Annotated in this window: 17 protein-coding genes; 13 read left to right on the top strand and 4 right to left on the bottom strand. The window is 62.5% G+C overall.

Annotation, left to right across the window (positions count from 1 at the left end):
• The first annotated feature begins 8 nt into the window (after positions 1 to 8).
• The 11 genes from mreC to J5J83_RS14550 all read left to right on the top strand — a co-directional run bounded on the left by mreC (position 9) and on the right by J5J83_RS14550 (position 10,254).
• Positions 9 to 908 (top strand): rod shape-determining protein MreC, encoded by a 900-nt coding sequence (gene mreC / locus J5J83_RS14600; protein ID WP_212350338.1) that lies wholly within the window; start codon positions 9 to 11, stop codon positions 906 to 908.
• 2 nt (positions 909 to 910) lie between these two features.
• Complete coding sequence (gene mreD / locus J5J83_RS14595; protein WP_212350336.1) at positions 911 to 1,432, top strand: rod shape-determining protein MreD; 522 nt, start codon at positions 911 to 913, stop codon at positions 1,430 to 1,432.
• An 11-nt stretch (positions 1,433 to 1,443) separates the two neighbouring features.
• On the top strand, positions 1,444 to 3,336 hold the full coding sequence (gene mrdA, locus J5J83_RS14590) for a penicillin-binding protein 2 (RefSeq protein ID WP_212350334.1): 1,893 nt from the start codon (positions 1,444 to 1,446) through the stop codon (positions 3,334 to 3,336).
• A complete protein-coding gene (gene rodA / locus J5J83_RS14585; RefSeq protein WP_212350332.1) occupies positions 3,333 to 4,475 on the top strand; it encodes a rod shape-determining protein RodA in 1,143 nt (380 codons plus the stop codon). Before mrdA ends, rodA begins: the two co-directional genes overlap by 4 nt.
• Positions 4,472 to 5,479 (top strand): septal ring lytic transglycosylase RlpA family protein, encoded by a 1,008-nt coding sequence (locus J5J83_RS14580; protein ID WP_249115730.1) that lies wholly within the window; start codon positions 4,472 to 4,474, stop codon positions 5,477 to 5,479. Before rodA ends, J5J83_RS14580 begins: the two co-directional genes overlap by 4 nt.
• A gap of 108 nt (positions 5,480 to 5,587) precedes the next feature.
• On the top strand, positions 5,588 to 6,715 hold the full coding sequence (locus J5J83_RS14575; RefSeq protein ID WP_212350330.1) for a D-alanyl-D-alanine carboxypeptidase family protein: 1,128 nt from the start codon (positions 5,588 to 5,590) through the stop codon (positions 6,713 to 6,715).
• A gap of 22 nt (positions 6,716 to 6,737) precedes the next feature.
• Positions 6,738 to 7,595 carry a D-amino acid aminotransferase gene (locus J5J83_RS14570; RefSeq protein ID WP_212350328.1) on the top strand — a complete coding sequence of 286 codons (858 nt, stop codon included), beginning with the start codon at positions 6,738 to 6,740 and terminating at the stop codon, positions 7,593 to 7,595.
• Entirely contained in the window at positions 7,588 to 7,872 is a 285-nt protein-coding gene (locus J5J83_RS14565; protein WP_212350326.1) for a DUF493 domain-containing protein, read from the top strand. The genes J5J83_RS14570 and J5J83_RS14565 overlap by 8 nt, the downstream gene beginning before the upstream one ends.
• Positions 7,869 to 8,519: a lipoyl(octanoyl) transferase LipB gene (gene lipB, locus J5J83_RS14560; protein WP_212350325.1), complete on the top strand. Its 651-nt coding sequence runs from the start codon at positions 7,869 to 7,871 to the stop codon at positions 8,517 to 8,519. Before J5J83_RS14565 ends, lipB begins: the two co-directional genes overlap by 4 nt.
• A 49-nt stretch (positions 8,520 to 8,568) precedes the next feature.
• The gene (gene lipA / locus J5J83_RS14555; protein WP_212350323.1) at positions 8,569 to 9,516 is read left to right on the top strand and encodes a lipoyl synthase; all 948 of its coding nucleotides are present in this window, start codon (positions 8,569 to 8,571) and stop codon (positions 9,514 to 9,516) included.
• Positions 9,517 to 9,528: 12 nt separating this feature from the next.
• On the top strand, positions 9,529 to 10,254 hold the full coding sequence (locus J5J83_RS14550; RefSeq protein WP_212350321.1) for an SIMPL domain-containing protein: 726 nt from the start codon (positions 9,529 to 9,531) through the stop codon (positions 10,252 to 10,254).
• 36 nt (positions 10,255 to 10,290) lie between these two features.
• On the opposite strand, the gene J5J83_RS14545 is transcribed toward J5J83_RS14550, so the two are convergent.
• Entirely contained in the window at positions 10,291 to 10,923 is a 633-nt protein-coding gene (locus tag J5J83_RS14545) for a pentapeptide repeat-containing protein (protein ID WP_212350320.1), read from the bottom strand.
• 186 nt (positions 10,924 to 11,109) lie between these two features.
• On the opposite strand from J5J83_RS14545, the gene J5J83_RS14540 reads away from it, so the two are divergent.
• Complete coding sequence (locus J5J83_RS14540) at positions 11,110 to 11,781, top strand: DUF4197 domain-containing protein (RefSeq protein ID WP_249115729.1); 672 nt, start codon at positions 11,110 to 11,112, stop codon at positions 11,779 to 11,781.
• A gap of 144 nt (positions 11,782 to 11,925) precedes the next feature.
• On the top strand, positions 11,926 to 13,923 hold the full coding sequence (locus J5J83_RS14535; RefSeq protein ID WP_212350316.1) for a UvrD-helicase domain-containing protein: 1,998 nt from the start codon (positions 11,926 to 11,928) through the stop codon (positions 13,921 to 13,923).
• Positions 13,924 to 14,109: 186 nt separating this feature from the next.
• Here J5J83_RS14535 and J5J83_RS14530 read toward each other — a convergent pair whose 3' ends face one another.
• The 3 genes from J5J83_RS14530 to J5J83_RS14520 form a co-directional block, all read right to left on the bottom strand.
• Positions 14,110 to 14,649 (bottom strand): hypothetical protein, encoded by a 540-nt coding sequence (locus tag J5J83_RS14530; protein WP_212350314.1) that lies wholly within the window; start codon positions 14,647 to 14,649, stop codon positions 14,110 to 14,112.
• 281 nt (positions 14,650 to 14,930) lie between these two features.
• Positions 14,931 to 15,605 carry a hypothetical protein gene (locus J5J83_RS14525; protein WP_212350312.1) on the bottom strand — a complete coding sequence of 225 codons (675 nt, stop codon included), beginning with the start codon at positions 15,603 to 15,605 and terminating at the stop codon, positions 14,931 to 14,933.
• A 10-nt stretch (positions 15,606 to 15,615) separates the two neighbouring features.
• Positions 15,616 to 19,164, bottom strand: a complete 3,549-nt coding sequence (locus tag J5J83_RS14520) for an RHS repeat-associated core domain-containing protein (RefSeq protein WP_212350310.1) — start codon at positions 19,162 to 19,164, stop codon at positions 15,616 to 15,618.
• Between the last annotated feature and the right edge of the window lie 25 nt (positions 19,165 to 19,189).

Below are 19,189 nucleotides of genomic sequence, written 5' to 3'. Positions count from 1 at the left end.
TTTCCGCGATGACCCTGGCCGGCCATCAAGCACCCCCGATTTTCAATCGAGGCCCTGCACCGCTGGTTCGCCTGCTGGTGTTCGTATCGCTATGCCTGGCGATCCTGGTGGCCGACCTGCGTTTCCGCTATCTCGAAGTCCTGCGCCAGGGGCTGTCGGTTGCGACCTACCCCTTGCAGATGGCTGCGGCGACGCCTGCCGACTTCGTTCGCAATGCCTCGGTGTACTTTGCCACGCTGGTGAAGGTGCAACTCGAGAACGCCGAGTTGCGTCGGCAGCAGCTGGGCACCGGCGATCGTTTGCTGCGGTATGCGCAGCTCGAACGTGAAAATGCCCAGTTGCGCAGTTTGCTGGAAATGTCGCAGCGCGTCGGCGTGCGCAGTATTGCGGCGGACGTGCTCTACGATGCGCCCGATCCGTTCTCGCGCAAGGTCATCCTCGACCGTGGCGCACAGCAGGGGGTTGAAACCGGATTGGCGGTGGTGGATGCGGCCGGTCTGCTGGGGCAGGTGACCCGCGTCTATCCGATCCAGGCCGAAGTGACTTTGCTGACCGACCGCGAGCAGGCGATTCCGGTACAGGTGGTGCGCAATGGTTTGCGCGGCGTGCTCTTCGGTACCGGCCAGGGGCGGCTGGAGGTGAGGTTCATCATTGCCACGGCGGATATCCAGCCTGGCGATACGCTCGTCACGTCGGGGCTGGACGGCGTTTTCGTGCCTGGCCTGCCGGTGGCCGAGATTGAATCGGTCGATCGCGATACCGATGCCTTTGCGCGCATCCTGTGCCGTCCGCTCGCGGGCGTCGAGCGCAGTACCCAGGTGCTCGTGCTGGGGCGTCTGGCGCTGCCGCCGCCGCGTCCGACGGCGGAGCAGGAAGTGGCGGCACCCAGTACCCGGACCAAGCGCTGATCATGCAACCGACCAATCGTTCGAGCCGAATCCTGTTGCCCGCGAGGCTGTGGTTCATCCATCTGAGCCTGCTGGTGGCGCTCGGGCTGGTCTATGTGCCGACCGGCCGTTTGCCAGGCGTGCCCGACTGGCTGGCGCTGGTGCTGGCGTTCTGGTGCATTCGCGAACCCTTGCGAATCGGCATGGGTGCGGGATTTTTCTTTGGCCTTCTGGTCGATATCGGGCAGGGTGCGGCGATGGGGCAGCATGCCCTGGCCTACGTCGTGCTGGCCTATCTGGCCAATGGTCTGGCGCGGCGTTTGATGTGGTTCACCGCGCTGCAGCAAGCGCTGCATGTCTTGCCGATGTTCCTGGTGGCCCAGACCCTGATGGTGGTCGTGCGTCTGATCGCGGGCGCGGAGTTTCCGGGGTGGTCGTATTTTCTGTCGAGTTTCACCAGCGTCCTGTTGTGGTTGCCGATGACTTACCTGTTGCTGCTGCCGCAGTATCAGCCGGTCGAGCGCGATGACAACCGGCCGATCTGACGTCCGGCGACATGATTGCCTTTCATGCGCCCGAGCAGGAGACGTCCCGTTTCCGTCACCGCGTAGTGGCCGGCGGCGCGTTTGCGCTGGTGTGCTTCATGCTGCTGGCGGCGCGCTTCTATTATCTGCAGGTGCGGCAGTTCGAGTACTACCACACGCGGGCCGAGGACAACCGGATCGCGCTCCTGCCGATCGTGCCCAATCGCGGCATGATCGTCGATCGCAACGGTGTGGTGTTGGCGCGCAACTATGCGGCGTACACGCTGGAGATCACGCCGGCACGCACCAATGGCCTCGAACAGACGATCGACGCCCTGAGCGAAGTGCTCACCATCGACGCCCGTGACCGCCGTCGTTTTCGCAAGTTGCTCGAGGAGAGTCGCAGCTTCGAGAGTGTTCCGATCCGCAATCGGCTGAGTGACGAAGAGGTGGCCCGCTTCATCGCCCAGCGTTACCGCTTTCCGGGAGTCGATGTGCAGGCCCGGCTGTTCCGGGACTATCCGCTGGGTGCCAGCGCATCGCATGTGGTGGGCTATATCGGGCGCATCAACCAGCGCGACCTCGAGCGCATCGACGAGGGCGAAGACGCGGCCAACTATCGTGGTTCGGACTATATCGGCAAGAGCGGGCTCGAACTCTCCTACGAAACCGAACTGCATGGCAAGACCGGGTTCGAGCAGGTCGAGGTCAATGCTGGCGGTCGGGCGGTGCGCCGGCTGTCGAGCACGCCGGCGGTCACCGGGAGTGATCTGGAGCTGACGCTCGACATGGAACTGCAGAAGATCGCCGAAACCGCGTTCGGTAACCGTCGCGGCGCCCTGGTGGCGATCGAGCCGACCACTGGTGGGGTGCTGGCACTGGTGTCGACGCCGACCTTCGATCCCAATCTCTTCGTCGACGGCATCTCCACCCAGGACTGGAAGGAGCTCAACGACTCGCCGGATCACCCGCTGCTCAACCGCGCGATCTACAGCGCTTATCCGCCGGGCTCCACCTTCAAGCCCTTCATGGGGCTTGCCGGTCTCACGACGGGCAAGCGCACGGCAGCGCAGACGATCGCTGATCCGGGGTATTTCAATTTCGCTGGCCACCGCTTCATGGACGACAAGGTCGGAGGCCATGGCGTCGTGGACCTGCACAAGTCGATCGTGGTGTCGTGCAACACTTACTACTACCAACTCGCCAACGATCTCGGCATCGATGGCATTGCCAATTTCATGGCGCAGTTCGGTCTCGGCGCCAGAACCGGGCTGGATCTTCCCGGAGAAGCCGAAGGAGTGCTGCCGTCGCCGGCATGGAAGAAGAAGCGCTTTCGCCGGCCTGAACAGCAGCGCTGGTTCGGTGGCGAAACCATATCGGTGGGGATCGGGCAGGGATACAACGCCTACACGCCCTTGCAGATGGCCAACGCGGTGGCTGCCCTGGTCAATGATGGCAAGGTGTTCCGGCCGCATGTGGTGCGTTATGTAGTCGACACACGTACGGGAAATAAACGCATGATCGAGCCCGAGCCGGTACGGCAGATCGCGCTCAAGCCCGAGCATGTGGCGGCCGTGCGCCGCGCGATGGTCGAGGTCAACAAGTCGGGCACCGGCGCCCGCGCGTTTGCCGGCGCGCCTTACGAGGTCGGCGGCAAGACCGGTACGGCGCAGGTGTACTCGCTCAAGGGTAGCAGGTACGTCGAAGGCCAGGTGCGGGAGCGCCTGCGTGACCACTCCTGGTTCATCGCCTATGCCCCCGCGGACAATCCGAAAATCGCGTTGGCGGTGCTGGTGGAGAACGGCGGTTTCGGCTCGCAGTCGGCGGCGCCGATCGCGCGCCAGGTGATTGACTATCACCTGCTCGGAAAGCGGCCCAACCAGCCCGCGCCGGAGGATGCGGACGCAGTGGAGAGTTCGGATTGAGCGAGAACAGGTTTCATCCGCTGCGCCTGCTGCAGGCGTTGGTGCGCCCGATCGATCCCGCGCTGCTGCTGATACTGGCACTGCTGTTCGGCTACGCCTTCATCCTGATGTCGAGTGCGTCGCCGGAACGACTCGATTCGCAGCTGACGCACATGGCCGTCGCCGTCGGCGTGATGTGGTGTGCCGCGTCCTTGCCGAGCCAGCGCCTGTTGTCGCTGGCGCTGCCGCTGTATGTGCTTGGGGTTGTCCTGCTGGTTGGTGTGGCCCTGTTCGGCGAGGTGTCGAAGGGCGCACAACGCTGGCTCGATATCGGCGTGACGCGTATCCAGCCGTCCGAACTGATGAAAATCGCCATGCCCTTGATGCTTGCATGGTTCTTCCAGCAACGCGAGGGGCGAATCGGCTGGCGCGAATTCGTCATGGCAGGGATCCTGCTGGCGATACCGGTGGGGCTGATCGTCAAGCAGCCCGACCTGGGCACCAGCCTGCTGGTTGCGGCGGCGGGCTTCTACGTCATCTTCTTTGCCGGGCTGTCGTGGAAGCTGATCGTGCCGGTGGCGGTGGTCGGCATTGTCGGCATTGGCTCGATCGTGGCGTTTGGCGATGCGCTGTGTCAGCCCGACGTCGAATGGGTGGGCATGCGGGATTACCAGAAGCACCGTGTGTGCACACTGCTCGACCCGACGCAGGATCCGCTGGGCAAGGGTTTCCACATCATCCAGTCCACCATCGCCATCGGCTCCGGTGGCATTGCCGGCAAGGGCTGGATGGATGGTACCCAGACGCACTTGTCCTTTCTCCCCGAGCGCCATACCGACTTCATTTTTGCGGTGCTGGCAGAGGAGTTCGGATTGATCGGTGCGCTCGTACTGCTGCTCATCTACCTGGCCCTGTTCGCACGCGGCTTCACCATTGCCGCGCGTGCGCCCACACTGGGCACGCGACTGCTTGCCGGGGCGGTGACCATGATCTTCTTCACCTATGCCTTTGTGAATATGGGCATGGTATCCGGCATCCTGCCCGTCGTCGGCGTACCCTTGCCATTTATCAGCTATGGGGGAACGGCACTGGTGACCTTGTGTCTCGGTATCGGTATCCTGATGAGCGTGCAACGCAGCAGACTGGCGAACAAGAATTGAATCTCCGGCCGATCACATTCGAAACGGGTATCGTGCGCGTAGCGGCGCTGATTGCGGCAAGCGCATTGCTGTCTGCCTGCGGGCAGTCATCAGTGCGTCCGGACGCGACCGGCGCGCAGTCGCCGACGACGGGTCAGGCGGCATCGTCGGCGGCAAAGTCGACGCGTCGTGGCGGTGCCTATTACAAGGATGACGGACCCGACGACGTCCCGCCCGACAATCTGGCGCTGGTGCCCGACGCCGTGCCGCGGCTCGAGCCGCTGCACCGGTTTGCCAATCGGCCGTACTCGGTGTTCGGCAAGGAATACGTACCGGCGACCGAGCTTGCGCCGTATCGGGAGCGTGGTCTGGCCAGCTGGTACGGGCGGCGCTTTCACGGCCAGCCGACCTCGAGCGGCGAGCCATACGACATGTACGCGATGACTGCGGCACATCCGACGCTGCCGATTCCAAGCTATGCGCGCGTCACGAACGTGGCCACCCGGCAGTCGGTCGTCGTGCGCATCAATGACCGCGGGCCCTTTCACGACGACCGGGTGATGGACTTGTCCTATACCGCGGCGTTCAAGCTCGGCTACATCAACCGTGGCAGTGCGGAGGTCGAGATCGAGCAGATCCTGCCTGGCGCATTCGATTCGTCTTCCATGGCCAAGCGTGGCGATGGACCGGCCGCGCCCGTCGTGCGCAAGTCGATACCGTCAGCAGTGAATCCAGCGGCTGACGTGGCTGTCGTGCGCCAGACGCAGCCCCTGACACCGCTGGCGGCGGCAACGAGCGGCGTGTTCCTGCAGCTGGGCGCATTCTCGTCGGTGGACAACGCTGAAGGGTTTCGTGCCGCGATCGAGCGCGAAATGAGCGCGTTCGCCGAACGACTGGAATTGTTGGCCGACGGCGATCGTGTTCGCCTGCATGCAGGTCCCTACGCCTCGGTCGACGAGGCGCGCCGGGTGGCAGACCGGATTGCCTCGACGATGAAAGTGAAACCCTTTGTCGTGTTGCGCTGATTTCGCATCGGCTTGAAACAAAAACTGTCGGTTGCGGTCAGCCATGCGGTGGCGTCCTATAATTTCACCTCGCCCGCCTTTTCTCCTTCCAATTTCCTGGTTATCTCAATGCGTTTTTTCCTTGCCTTCCTGTTTTCGCTTCTCTCACTGACGGCAACTGCCCAGACCATTCCCGCGCCGGCGCTTGCCGCCAACGCCTGGGTGCTGGTGGATCACGGCACCGGCCAGGTGCTTGCCAGCAAGGATCCCGACATGCGTATCGAGCCGGCATCGCTGACCAAGCTGATGACGGCCTACCTCACCTTCACCGCGCTCAAGGCCGGCACCATTGCGCTCGATCAGCCTGTGCCGGTATCGGAGGCTGCATGGCGGCAGGAAGGATCGCGCATGTTCATCGAGCCGAACAAGCCGGTGACGGTGCAGGAGCTGATCCGTGGCGTGATCGTACAGTCGGGCAACGATGCATGCATGGCGCTGTCCGAGCTCATAGCTGGCAGCGAAGAGGCGTTTGCCGCGATGATGAATCGCGAGGCCAAGCGCCTCGGCATGACGAACACCCATTTCACCAACTCCACCGGTCTGCCCGATCCGGCCTTGTACACGACGGCAAACGATCTCGCGCTGCTGGCCTCGGCGATCATCCGTGAATTTCCGGAGTACTTTCCGCTCTACTCCATGAAGGAGTACACCTACAACAACATCACGCAGCCCAATCGCAACCGCCTGCTGTGGCTCGACGGCACCGTGGATGGCATGAAGACCGGCCACACCAGTGCGGCGGGCTACTGCTTGGTGTCCACCGCGCTACGCGGTCCGCGTCGCCTGATTTCGGTGGTGCTGGGCACAGCGTCCGACAGCGTGAGGGCACAGGAATCGCTCAAGCTGCTCAATTTCGGCTTCCAGTTCTTTGACACGGTCAAGCTGTATTCCGCCGATCAGGCGCTGTCGCAGTTCCGCGTGTGGAAGGGGCAGGAGAACGAAGTGGCTGCCGGTTTCACCAGCGATTTCGTGCTGTCGCTGCCCAAGGGCCAGGCCGACAAGATCGAGGCCAAGCTCGAAAGCCTGCAGCCGGTGCTGGCCCCGCTGCAGAAGGGTCAGCAGATCGGCACGCTCAAGCTGAGCATCGATGGCAAGGCGCTCGGCGAGTACCCTGTCGTGGCCTTGCAGGACGTGCCGGTGGCGGGCTTCTTCGGCCGCTTCTGGGACGCACTGGTGTTGTGGATCAAGAGTCTCTGACCAGAAAATCGGGGAGGACGCCGTGAGCCTGTGTTATCTCAACGGACGCTATCTGCCACTGGACGAAGCGCGGGTGTCGCCGATGGATCGCGGCTTCCTGTTCGGCGATGGTGCTTACGAAGTGATTCCTGTCTATTCGCGGCGACCATTCCGCCTTGATGAGCACATTGCCCGGCTGGGACGGACGTTGGCCTCCATACGACTGCCCGATCCGCACCGGCCCGATGAATGGCGGGAGATCATTGGCGAGGTGATCGATCGCAACCCGTGGCAGGATCAGTCGGTGTACCTGCAGGTGTCGCGCGGTGTAGACGACAAGCGCAACCATGCCTTTCCCAAGGTCATCCGCCCCACGGTGTTCCTGATGAGCGAAGCGCTCGTCACCCCGCCTGCGCACCAGCGCGAAGAGGGGGTGGCGGGTGTCAGCGCCGCCGATTTCCGCTGGTTGCGCTGCGACCTCAAGACCGTGTCGATGCTGGCGAATTGCCTGTTGCGCCAGCACGCGGTGGATCAGGACTGTGTCGAAACCATCCTGTTCCGCGACGGTTTCCTCACCGAGGGTTCGGCGTCGAATATCTTCGTGGTTCGCGACGGGGTGATGCTGGCGCCGCCCAAGAGCCACCTGATGTTGCCCGGCATCACTTACGACGTTGTTCTCGAGTTGGCGGTGAAGCATGGGCTGAAGCACGAAGTGCGCGAGATCCTTGAGGACGAAGTGCGCCACGCCGACGAGTTGTGGATGAGTTCTTCAACCAAGGAGGTGCTGCCGATCACCCGTCTGGACGACAAACCGGTAGGGACGGGCCGCCCAGGCCCGGTGGGGCGGCAGATGCACGCGTGGTATCAGGATTTCAAGAATACGGTGATGCGAAGTGAGTGAACAGAACAATCCCGAGGCCAGGCAGACCCTGCTCGAGTTTCCCTGCGATTTTCCGATCAAGATCATGGGGGCGCGGGTCGATGGCTTCGCGCAGGCCGTGCTCGACGTGGTGTTGACCCACGCGCCCGACTTCGACGCGGCGACGGTCGAGATGCGGCCTTCGAGCAAGGGCAATTATCTTGCTATCACCTGCACCTTCCGCGCCGTGTCGCAACTGCAGGTCGACGCGATGTACCGCGAACTCACCTCGCATCCGATGGTGAAGGTGGTGCTGTGATCATCAAGCACCTCGGGTGCGTGGACTACGAGCCCGCGCTCGAGGCCATGCGGGTGTTTACCGCCGAGCGCAACGCCGACACGGCCGACGAGATCTGGCTGCTCGAACATCCGCCGGTCTACACCCTCGGCCAGGCCGGCCGGCCCGAGCACCTGCTGCGCAACGATGCAGGCATTCCGCTGGTCAGGATCGACCGCGGTGGTCAGATCACGTACCACGGCCCCGGGCAGCTCGTCGTCTATCTGCTGCTCGACCTGCACCGGCGCCGGCTCAAGGTCCGCGAACTGGTGTCACTGATGGAGCAGGCGCTCATCGACACCCTTGCCGACTATGGCCTCGATGGTGTGCGCAAGGAGGGTGCGCCGGGTGTGTATATCGACGGCGCAAAGGTTGCCGCGCTCGGCCTGCGGGTACGCAATGGCTGCAGCTATCACGGTCTCAGCCTGAATGTGGACATGGACCTGACCCCCTTCAGCTGGATCAATCCCTGCGGATATGAAGGCCTCAAGACCGTGCAGTTGCGCGACTTCGGCGTGGCGGAAACGGTCGCCGGGGCCGGCGAGCGCGTGCTGCAGAACCTGCAGCGCCTGCTGTCGTCGGGCGAGCGTCCGCCCGCGGCTGTTCCCACTATGAGCACGGCGCCCTGAAGGGCACAATGGCGACATCAAACCGACTCCAACAATAGAGACAGAGACCATGGAAACCCCCGTTCGCAAACAGCGTGGCGCAGACAAGACCGCCCGTATTCCGATCAAGATCGTGCCCGCCGAGCGCCTGAAGAAGCCCGAGTGGATTCGCATCAAGCTCGGCGCAGGTGCCGAGGCCGAGCGCTTCAACGAGATCAAGGACACGCTGCGCGAGCACAAGCTGCATACCGTGTGCGAAGAGGCGTCCTGCCCCAACATCCACGAGTGTTTCGGCAAGGGCACGGCCACCTTCATGATCATGGGCGACATCTGCACCCGCCGCTGTCCGTTCTGCGACGTCGGCCACGGCCGCCCCGACCCGCTCAACGCCAACGAGCCGGTCGATCTGGCCAAGACGATCGCTGCGATGCGCCTCAACTATGTGGTGATTACCTCGGTCGACCGCGACGATCTGCGCGATGGTGGTGCGCAGCACTTCGTCGAGTGCATTCGCGAGACACGCGGCGCCTCGCCCAAGACCACCATCGAGGTGCTGGTGCCCGATTTCCGCGGGCGGATGGACATCGCGCTCGACATTTTCGATCAGGCGCCGCCCGACGTCATGAACCACAACCTTGAAACCGTACCGCGCCTCTACAAGCAGGCACGGCCGGGTTCCGACTACACCTATTCGCTCGAACTGCTCAAGCAGTTCAAGGCGCGTCACCCCGAAGTGCTGACCAAGTCCGGCTTGATGGTGGGGCTGGGCGAGACCGACGATGAGATCCTCGAGGTCCTGCGCGATCTGCGCGCGCACGATGTCGACATGCTCACCATCGGCCAGTACCTGCAGCCATCGGGTGGCCATCTGCCGGTGCTGCGCTATGTACACCCCGACACCTTCAAGATGTTCGAGACCGAAGCGCTTAAGATGGGCTTCAAGAACGCGGCCTGCGGCCCGATGGTGCGCTCGAGTTACTGGGCGGATCAGCAGGCGCATGGTGCGGGCGTCGCCTGAGCGGCCGTCGGCATGGCAGACGGACGCATCGGCTTCATTCCGGCGTTGATGCTCTCGGGCGCGCTGGTTCTTGCTGGTTGGTCGATCGGAAAGGGGCTGGAGGCTTTTCGCAGTGCCGACCGTTCCGTGACCGTCAAGGGGCTGGCGGAGCTCGATGTAAAGAGCGACTTCGCGTCATGGACGCTGGCATTTCGCCGCGCCGGTAACGAGTTCGGGCAGGTGCAGCAGGCGCTAGCGGCCGATCGTGACAAGGTGCTCGACTTCCTGCGTGCGCAGGGCTTCAATGACGATGAAGTCGAGGTTCGCCCGCTCGAGGTGCAGGATCTGCTGGCACGCGAGTGGGGAGCTACCAATGTTGCACTGCGATTCAACGGCGTCGGCAAGGTGGTGGTGAAATCGGCGCGGGTCGATCTCGTGGCCGCAGCAGCGAACAAGGTGGATCCGTTGATACAGGCTGGTGTTCAGTTGGCCGGCAGCAACGAAGGGGTGAGCGGTCCGCGTTTTCAGTTACGCGGCTTCAACGACGTCAAGCCGAGACTGCTTGAGGAGGCCACGCTCAACGCGCGCGAGCAGGCGAAGAAATTTGCGGCCGACGCAGGGGCCACGCTGGGAGCACTGAAGAATGCCAATCAGGGCGTCATTCGCGTACTCGATGATGATGGCAGCGATATGGACTCATCGGGGACCATCGGCAAGCGCCTTCGCGTCGTCAGTACCTTCGAGTTCGCACTCCGCTGACGATCGCCAACAACCTCCAGGGGCGGGCGTCGGATGTCAGTCCGGACAACCGATGCAGCCCGTGGTCTGCGCACTCAGGAATATTGCGCCTTCCAGTTTTGCACCGGTGAGATCGACATCGATCAGCGACGCGCGGGTGAAGTTCGCACCCTGAAGGTTGGCGCCCACCAGCGAGGCGCCCTTCAGATGTGCGGCGCGCAGGTTGGCGCGTTGCAGATCGACCTTGTTCATTTTTGCGCCGTTGAGTCTGGCATTGGTGAAGTCAGCCCCGGTGAGGATCGCGTCGCTCAGGTCTGCACCGGTCAGGTCTGCATTTTGCAGGACGGCATTGCTCAGGTTGGCTCCTGAGAGATTGGCGCCATTGAGGCGGGCACTGCGCAGATTGATCCTGACCATGGCCGCTTCGCGCAGGTCGGCATTGCGCAAGTCGGTACTGGAGAAGTTGGCTTCGCTCAGGTTGGCCTTTTGCAGCCTGGCATCAACCAGCGTGCTGCGCGTGAACTGCGAATTCATCAGATTGACGCCCTCGAGGCTGGCGCCATTCAGGTTCAGGCTTGTGCACAGCGTGCCGCGGCGGATATCGCAGCCCGCCACGCTGGGCATGTTCTGGGCATGAGCCGTGCAGCTGGCGGCAAGGGCAAGAAGCAGAATGCGGATCGATTTGGGCATTTTGTATTGTTGGTCCGGGGGCAGGTCAGGATTTTGGAGTATCTGGCACCCGAATGGTTTGCGGCGCCCGTCAAAATACCTCAATTTCACCCGCAAGGTCGCGGCTGGATGAGAACCGCAATTTGTCGCGATCGATCGGCGTTCCATACTGGTCCGACATTGATTCTGGAGAATGCCGTGCGAAACATGTTGAGAACGATCGTATTCCTGCTCGTCAGCGTACCGGTTTGGGCCGCCGGCGGACTGGCGGCCCTTACCGATACGGAAGCGTCCGGAGGCTTGAAGGAGGCCTTGCGTCAGGGGGCGAGCCAGGCCGTCGCCATGCTCGGGCGGGACGGTGGCTTCCTGAAGAATCCCAAGGTGAAGATTCCCCTGCCCGACGGACTGGCCCAGGCCGAGCCTCTGCTGCGCATGGCGGGCCGTGGCAAGGACCTGGACAAGCTGGTGACGACGATGAACCAGGCCGCCGAGGCCGCCGTGCCCGCCGCGCGCGAACTGCTGGCAGCGGCGGTGAAAGAGATGAGCGTCACCGATGCGAAGAACATCCTGACCGGGGGCGATGACTCGGTGACGGCCTATTTTCGCGACAAGACCCAGGATCAGCTGATGACCCTGTTCCTGCCTTCGGTCAAGCAGAGTACCGACAAGCTGGCGCTCTCCAAACAGTACAACAAGCTTGCGGGCAAGGCGGCGGGTGCCGGCCTGGTCAAGAGCGAGGACGCGCAGATCGAGCAATACGTGACGCGCAAGGCACTCGACGGCCTGTACCTGATGATTGCCGAAGAGGAGCGCGCCATCCGCAAGAATCCGCTGGGTGCGGCCGGCGGCCTGGCGAAGAAGGTCTTTGGTGCGCTCTGAGCGCCGCTCGATGCGTGCGCTGCGGTCCGCGTAATCGACGCGGGCGGCAATGCGGTCGCGTGAGACCGCACATGGCCGCCGCTTCGGGTACACTCGCGCCATGCCGCCTGTCCGGGCGGCATTGCTTTTTCGGTTTCCGCCCAGATGTCAGCCCTTCTCAACGCCCCGCAACGTGAAGCAATCCGCTACCTGGATGGCCCCTGTCTGGTGCTGGCCGGCGCCGGCAGCGGCAAGACGCGGGTCATCACGCAGAAGATCGCGCACCTGATCAACGAGTGCGGCATCAGTCCGCAGAACATTGCTGCCATCACCTTCACCAACAAGGCCGCAAAGGAGATGCAGGAGCGTGTCGCCCACCTGATGGGCGGGCGGGTGCCGGGTGGCCTCACCGTGTGCACCTTTCATGCGCTCGGCGTGCGCATCATTCGTCAGGAAGCCCAGCATTGCGGGCTGAAGCCGCAGTTCTCCATTCTCGACGCATCGGATACGGTGCAGATCGTGTCCGACGTCTCCGGCGACAACGACAAAGGCATCGCCAAGCAGATGCAGTGGCAGATCTCGTCGTGGAAGAACGCGATGATCACGCCGGAAGAGGCTGCCCAACTGGCGGACAACGAAATCGCCTCGACGGCGGCGCTGCTGTACAAGGAATACGAACGCACACTGCGGGCGTATCAGGCGGTGGATTTCGACGATCTCATCTCCTTGCCGGTGCGCCTGTTCGACGAGAATCCGGACGTGCGTGAGCGTTGGCAGAATCGTCTGCGCTATCTGTTGGTGGATGAATATCAGGATACCAACCGCGCCCAGTACCGTCTGCTGCGCCTGCTCTCAGGCGTGCGCGGCGCATTTACCGCGGTGGGCGACGACGACCAGGCCATCTACGCCTGGCGAGGCGCCGATGTCGAGAATCTGAAACTGCTGCAGGTCGATTACCCCAAGCTCAAGGTGATCAAGCTCGAGCAGAACTACCGGTCATCGCGTCGCATCCTCGAAGCCGCCAACACGGTCATCGCCAACAACCAGAAGCTGTTCGAAAAGCGGCTGTGGTCGGAGCACGGCATTGGCGAGCAGATCGTCGTCACCAACTGCCCCGACCCCGAGCGCGAGGCCGAAACCGTGGCGATGAAGATCACCGCACACAAGTTCGAGCATCGCACCCGCTTCAAGGACTACGCCATCCTGTACCGCGGCAACCATCAGGCACGGGTCATCGAGCAGCAGTTGCGCAACCAGCACATACCTTATGTGATCTCCGGCGGGCAGAGCTTCTTCGACAAGCCGGAGATCCGCGACCTGATCTCCTATTTGCGCCTGTTGATGAACGAGGACGACGATCTCGCCTTCATCCGTGCAGTCACCGTGCCCCGCCGCGGCGTCGGCGCCGCCACGATCGAGGCACTGGGCAATTACGCCGGTCATCGTCACATCAGCCTGTTTGCGGCGGTATTCGAAGAGGGGGCCGCGCAGCACTTGAGTCCGAAGCAACTCGAAGGCGTGCAGCAGTTCGCCGGCTTCATCAATCGCATGCAGTATCGGGCGACGCGCGAACCCGCGGCGCAGCTGCTCGAGGATCTGCTGACGGCAATCCGCTACGAGGCCTGGCTGTTCGAGCACTGCACCACCCGCGAGGCGGAAACCAAGTGGAGCAATGTACGCGATTTCGTCGACTGGCTCGGTCGCAAGGGCGCGGAAGATGGCAAGAACCTGATCGAACTGACCCAGACCATTGCGCTGATCTCGATGCTGGACAAGGAAGACCCGGATTTCGACGGCGTCCAGCTCGCCACCCTGCATGCGTCCAAGGGCCTGGAGTTTCCGCACGTGTTCCTGATCGGTGTGGAAGAGGGCTTCCTGCCGCACCAGAGCAGCATCGACGAGGACAAGGTCGACGAAGAGCGGCGCCTGATGTACGTCGGCATCACCCGCGCCCAGCGCAGTCTCAACATCACCTGGTGCGAACGGCGCAAAGCCGGCAAGGAGGTGCGCGTGTGCGAACCCTCGCGCTTCATCGCCGAGATGGGCGGCGATATCCGCATCAACGACCGCAAGAAGAGCGGGCCGGTATCGAACGAGGAAGGCCGCGCCCGCGCAGCCAATCTGATCGCCATGCTCGAAGCACGCAAGACCTCGGGAAGCTGACGCAAGCGGCGAGCGTGCTCGAAAGCAGGGCAGTCGAAACCGTAGCCCTCCGTGTCATGGGCGGGGCGCCCACCGAATGCTCAAGGTGATGTCGTAGCCGTTCCGGTTGGGCCGACCAAGGGTGGTTGTCGCTACGCATGGAGACTGTATGGCGGGCTCGCGCCGGGCTGATTGCGAACGAATGCGTCAATAGTCTGTTTCGATCTTGCGGCCGTTCTTGTCGATGTACCAGCCGGTGTAATTGCCGTTCTCATCGCGCCGCCGCTCCTTGAAATCGCCGCCCGCCATTCGATAGTCGATGACACCGTACATGCCGGGGCGCCAGTTCTCCTTGGTAATGATTCGCTCGATATCCCACCCGATCAGCACGCCATCATCGGCAAGGCGGATCTTGATCCGCAGGGCGCCGCCGTTGTTGCGGATCTCATCGAGTACTGCGTCTGGGATTCGGTCGGCGATGGGGACGGTGTAGTCGCCCAGGATTGCCCCACCTTCGTATTGACAATGGTCCTTGTATTTCGCTGTCACATCGCGCCAGATGACACGAACAGTTCTGGGCACGGGCACGTAGCCGGGGGAATAGGTTTGGTTTCCCACACTCGTCGGTGATAGCTGCGACGGGCACCCAATGAATATGCCATTGTCTGCCTGCATCGTGATGTTCTCTTTGGTCGTTGCCGCATCCAGGCGAAGGACGATACCGCCAATGCCTTTGAATTTCTCCATGATTCTCCGTTCCTCGCTGGATAACGGTGGTGCATTCTTTTCTGGAGTGTTCATGCAGCCGACCAATAGCGCGCTGGAGATCGTGATCAGGAAGCGGCGCCGACTGGCTTGAGTTGTCCTGCGAACGAATTTTATGGGCATGTATCTGCGCTAACCTGAGCTTGACTCGGTGGCCAGGGTTGATGGGGCGGTGACCACTGAGCGCCGCTCGTTCTGTGAAGCAGGCGTGGTCCGCTGCGATGCTTCAAGTGAATGTCCAAAGCGGGCCGTACCGGGACGCGTCAATAGTCTGTTTCGATCTTGCGGCCGTTCTTGTCGATGTACCAGCCGGTGTAATTGCCGTTCTCATCGCGCCGGCGCTCCTTGAAATCGCCGCCCGCCATTGGATAGTCGATGACACCGTACATGCCAGGGCGCCAGTTCTCCTTGGTAATGATTCGCTCGATATCCCACCCGATCAGCACACCATCATCGACAAGACGGATCTTGATCCGCAAGGTGCCGCCATTGATGCGGATCTCGTCGAGGACGGCGTCGGGGATACGGTCGGCGACCGGAACCGTCGCCGTTCCGAGTACCTTGTCGTTTTTATACTTGCACTGCCCTTGGTACCTTGTTGCGTCATCTCTCCAAGTGACTTCGATCGCCTTGGGTATCGGGTAATCATCTCGAGTGTACGTGAGGTTATGAACAGTCCTCAGCGATAGCGATGCAGGGCAGTCAACGAAGAAACCGTCGCTTGCCTTGATTGAAACGTTTGATCGCGGTGTCAAAGCGTCAAGCCTGAGAACGATTCCCGAAAGGCCTCGGAACTTCTCCATCATTCGCCGCGCCTCATCGGATTGCGGGGAGGCATTTTCCCTCGGCGTGGTCATGCAACCGGCCAATAGCGCCGCTGAGGTCGCAATCAGGAAACATCGCCTGTCAAGTGGATTTGCCTTCATGAAGGGATTCATTTACCAATGCCTAGTCCACAATGAGGTTGATGTCGTAGTCGTGTTCATTCAACCAATCAAGATAGGCGGCCATGTTCACCGTGCCAGTACGGTTCGTCATGATGTCTCCTTCCCGGCCCGGAGCGTCCGAACGTTCGAGTGCCGACCGGTCGAAGTATTCGATGAAGTCGAGCGTGTCGGCATAGCTCATTCCATCAAAGTGGCTGGTTTGCTGTTTGCCTTTCGTCCCGTCGAGATAGCGGACGTCGCGGTCTTCCGACCAGAAAGCTCTTGTCGGTTGTCCAAGCTGAATATTGTTGCTCTTGTCGTGAAGGACTGGATTTCGAATGATCGAGTCAGGCCCTGGTTTCATGGTTATCCCTGCCTTCTGTGCTTGAGCGATCATCCAGCTCAACGCCACCTTGGACAGTTCGTTCTCGGTGAAACCGCCGCCGATATCGCTGTGTGAGCCAAGGAAACCTCTCTCGATGCGCGTTTGTTCCGCCGGAATCGGCCCGCCCATGATGGACTCGAAGGGAAAGGCGCCCCAGGTGTCGAGATTGGTCGGGTCGGGGCGAAGGCCGGGCAGCGTGTTGTCGCGAAACTCATTGAGGGCCACTGCCTGGGCGACATACTTGAATTCGGCTGGAATGCCGAGTCGGTAGTCGTAACCCGAGTAGTTCGTGCTCAGCACGGTGTCCCAGAGGCCCAGAAAGCGCAGGTTGACCCGCTGGCATCGCTGTATGTTGCTTCCTTTCAACGTGTAGTTGAACCAGCCATTGTTCGTGCTGCCCGCAATGATGTTCGCAAAATCACGCGCCTGAGCGGCGCCACGGCTGAAGCCGATGATGTCGACATCCATGAGCGCTTGGTCATCATCGAACTTTTCAGCCTCGTCTTCAAAATACTTGACCATGCGTTCAATGCGAGCGGGCCCACTCCAGTTGAAGCCTTTGTCCGGACGTGGGACGGGTCCGATCTTCCTGTTCGGGGCTTCAATAGGATGCTCAGGGTCGCTACGGTCGACGGTGCCGACGCCGGTGATATAGCGGTAGCTTCCGCTAGCATAAAGGTCGCGGAAACGCACGACGTTCGACAGCGTGTCGATGCCGGGGTTGAGCACCGGGTCGCTGTTCTCCGTGCCATCGAACGCAAACAGGATGAGCCCGTCCGGGTCGATGAAAGTGAGCGGGTTATGTCTGGCGTAGGCATAGGGGTTCGGGCCGTCGGGGGTGCCGAGGGGGTCAGGGCTGAGGTACTGCCCCTGTTCCGGGTCGTAGTAGCGTTGTCGGTTGTAGTGCAGGCCAGTCTCGGCGTCGAAGTACTGGCCGGGCAGACGCAAGTGCAGGGCGAAGCCGTCTCGGGTGGCGACGGTGGCGGCACCGAAGGGGGCGTAGTCGGCACGCCAGATCACCTTTCCACTTGCGTCGGTCGCCGCTTCGGGGGCACCCAGGTGGTTGGCATGGAGCCAGACCAGCGTGTCGCGATGGCCCAGCCAGGCCTCGACGATGCGCGCCACGTCATGGCCGATGCGGGCCAGCGCGCTGCGCTCGGCCGGCGCGGGCGGGATGCCATCAGGCGTATCGATGACGGCGATGGGCAGGTCGGCGAGATACAGGTACTGACGGGTGATCCTTCCCGCGTGATCCAGCTCGGCCAGCGGCTGGCGTTGGGCGTCGTGGATGAAGTAGGTCGTCTGCCCGTCGACGGTCTTGCGATTGCGCAGCCCCCGGTGGTCGTATTGATAGCTGGTGTGTCGTCCCGAGGTGTGGGTCGCTTGCGACAGACGGCCAAAGGCGTCCCACGCGAAGCGGAACGCGGTCGTCTCTTGTGCCTGGCCACTGGCGCTGTATCCGGCTGTCGCAAGCCGATGCGTCAGCGGGGTGAAATCGTCGGAGTGGGTGCCGGTTACGAGGTCTGTCTGAGGCGAAGTCGCAGCCTGGTGCAGCACACGCCGGTCCTGGGCGTCATAGGCGTAGCGCCAGAACTGTTCGTGTTCGTTTGCCTGTGTCGGTGTGCGAACCGAGACGATGAGGCGGTCGCGTGCGTCAAAGGCCTGGCTTCGGTGCGTGCCGAAGTCGGTTTCGTGGCGCTGGTAGAGCAGGTTGCCGCGCGCATCCCACAGATAGCGATTATCGACGATGGCGCCGGGGTCTCGCGGCAGCCCCAGCGCACCGGGCAAGGCCGGTTCGGGCACTGCGGTTTCGATCTGCGCGCTTGTGCCGGCCCGCGCGGACCCAATGCCCAATATCCGCTCGACCAGCGCCTGAGCGGAATCGCCCGGGCCGGGCAAAGGCGCGCCGAACATCGTCCAGCGTGAATATCGGCGGTCGGTGCGGCGGTAGAGAATGCGTGCCAGATCGCCCTGTCTGCTGCGTTGATAGCGAGCTTCGATGCCATTACCGGTGACGTAGCGTTCGAGTCCGATCAGGTCTCTGGACAGGTCCTCCACTATGACTTGAGTGGGTGAAAGCCAGCGCAGCCAGGGGGTTTGCACAAGCGTGCGCTCGACGGCCACCACCTGCCCCTGGCCGTTGCGCCGATACTCGATGCGGCTGCCATCGGGCAGCGACGTGGCGGTGAGCTGGCCGCTTGCGTCATGCTCATAACGTGTCACGGCAGTGAGCGCACTCTTGGCGGTCTGCAGTGTGACGGCGCGGGATTGGGGCCAGCCGTGGGTGTCGTAGGTGTAGCGCTCGCGCTGAGTGGGGGATTCGATCTCGACCAGGTGCGCGCCGTCGTAGTGCCAGTGAGTGGCGGTGCTCTGAGCGGTCCCGGCGTCGACGATGTCCTGTTGGCGGATCCGGCCGCGCACATCGTAGGCATACTGGGCGAGGTTGATGCGCGCATCGCGCATCGAGATGAGCCGGTCGGCCGCATCGAACTGACGTCGCTCTGCACCGCGATCGGCATCGACCGTCAAGACGACGCGGCCGAAATCGTCCTGCCGGGTGAGGCGGCGGGGTGTTTGCGCCATGTCGCGCATACGCCGGCTCGGCAATGCGGAAGGTGGCGGGAGACGCTGCTGCCGGCCGCTGTTGTCGCTGACGTCGGTGAGGTGGCCGATGTCGTCATAGCGGTAACGCGTCAGCCTTTGCATGCGCGCGTCGGACCGAACCGTCTCCGCAAGCCGTCCTTCGGTGTCGTACCGGAACTGGTGTGCGATGCCCAATGCCCTGGCTTGCCAGATGAGATGGCCCTGCACATCGAAGGCCTGGCGCAGGTAAGGAACAGTGGCGCCCGAAAGGCCATCTCCCGCGCTCAGTTCGGTAGGGTTGCCGAGGGCGTCGTAGACCGCAGACTTCGTCGTCCGGGCGGGCCAACCGGGGGCGTTACGCTGGATCCGGGTGAGTTGCTGGCGTGGGTTGAAGACGAACTGAGTTGATCTCCCCGCGTCATTCCGTATCCCGGTGAGGTGGCCAGTGAATCTGTCGTGCTGCAGCGTGCTCGAGATGCCGCCCGGGAAAACCGCAGCGATGGGGAAGTTTGCTTCGGTGTCCCACCGCAATTGGGTGATGTCCGAGTCCTCCGGCGCGTTCAGTGGCCCGTTTGGCAGGGGCCCATCGATCTCGACCAGCACGCTGCGCCCGTTGATCTGCGCGTAG

Origin of the sequence: Azoarcus sp. L1K30 (genome assembly GCF_018122735.1) — a bacterium.
Lineage (GTDB): Bacteria > Pseudomonadota > Gammaproteobacteria > Burkholderiales > Rhodocyclaceae > Parazoarcus.
This window is presented reverse-complemented; position numbering and strand designations above follow the sequence as displayed.

Excerpts from the sequence above, each read along its gene's own strand:
- mreC (WP_212350338.1), top strand. The coding sequence starts at position 9 with ATGACCCTGGCCGGCCATCAAGCACCCCCGATTTTCAATCGAGGCCCT.
- mreD (WP_212350336.1), top strand. The coding sequence starts at position 911 with ATGCAACCGACCAATCGTTCGAGCCGAATCCTGTTGCCCGCGAGGCTG.
- mrdA (WP_212350334.1), top strand. The coding sequence starts at position 1,444 with ATGATTGCCTTTCATGCGCCCGAGCAGGAGACGTCCCGTTTCCGTCAC.
- J5J83_RS14575 (WP_212350330.1), top strand. The coding sequence starts at position 5,588 with ATGCGTTTTTTCCTTGCCTTCCTGTTTTCGCTTCTCTCACTGACGGCA.
- lipA (WP_212350323.1), top strand. The coding sequence starts at position 8,569 with ATGGAAACCCCCGTTCGCAAACAGCGTGGCGCAGACAAGACCGCCCGT.
- J5J83_RS14550 (WP_212350321.1), top strand. The coding sequence starts at position 9,529 with ATGGCAGACGGACGCATCGGCTTCATTCCGGCGTTGATGCTCTCGGGC.
- J5J83_RS14545 (WP_212350320.1), bottom strand. The coding sequence starts at position 10,923 with ATGCCCAAATCGATCCGCATTCTGCTTCTTGCCCTTGCCGCCAGCTGC.
- J5J83_RS14540 (WP_249115729.1), top strand. The coding sequence starts at position 11,110 with ATGTTGAGAACGATCGTATTCCTGCTCGTCAGCGTACCGGTTTGGGCC.
- J5J83_RS14535 (WP_212350316.1), top strand. The coding sequence starts at position 11,926 with ATGTCAGCCCTTCTCAACGCCCCGCAACGTGAAGCAATCCGCTACCTG.
- J5J83_RS14530 (WP_212350314.1), bottom strand. The coding sequence starts at position 14,649 with ATGGAGAAATTCAAAGGCATTGGCGGTATCGTCCTTCGCCTGGATGCG.
- J5J83_RS14525 (WP_212350312.1), bottom strand. The coding sequence starts at position 15,605 with ATGAATCCCTTCATGAAGGCAAATCCACTTGACAGGCGATGTTTCCTG.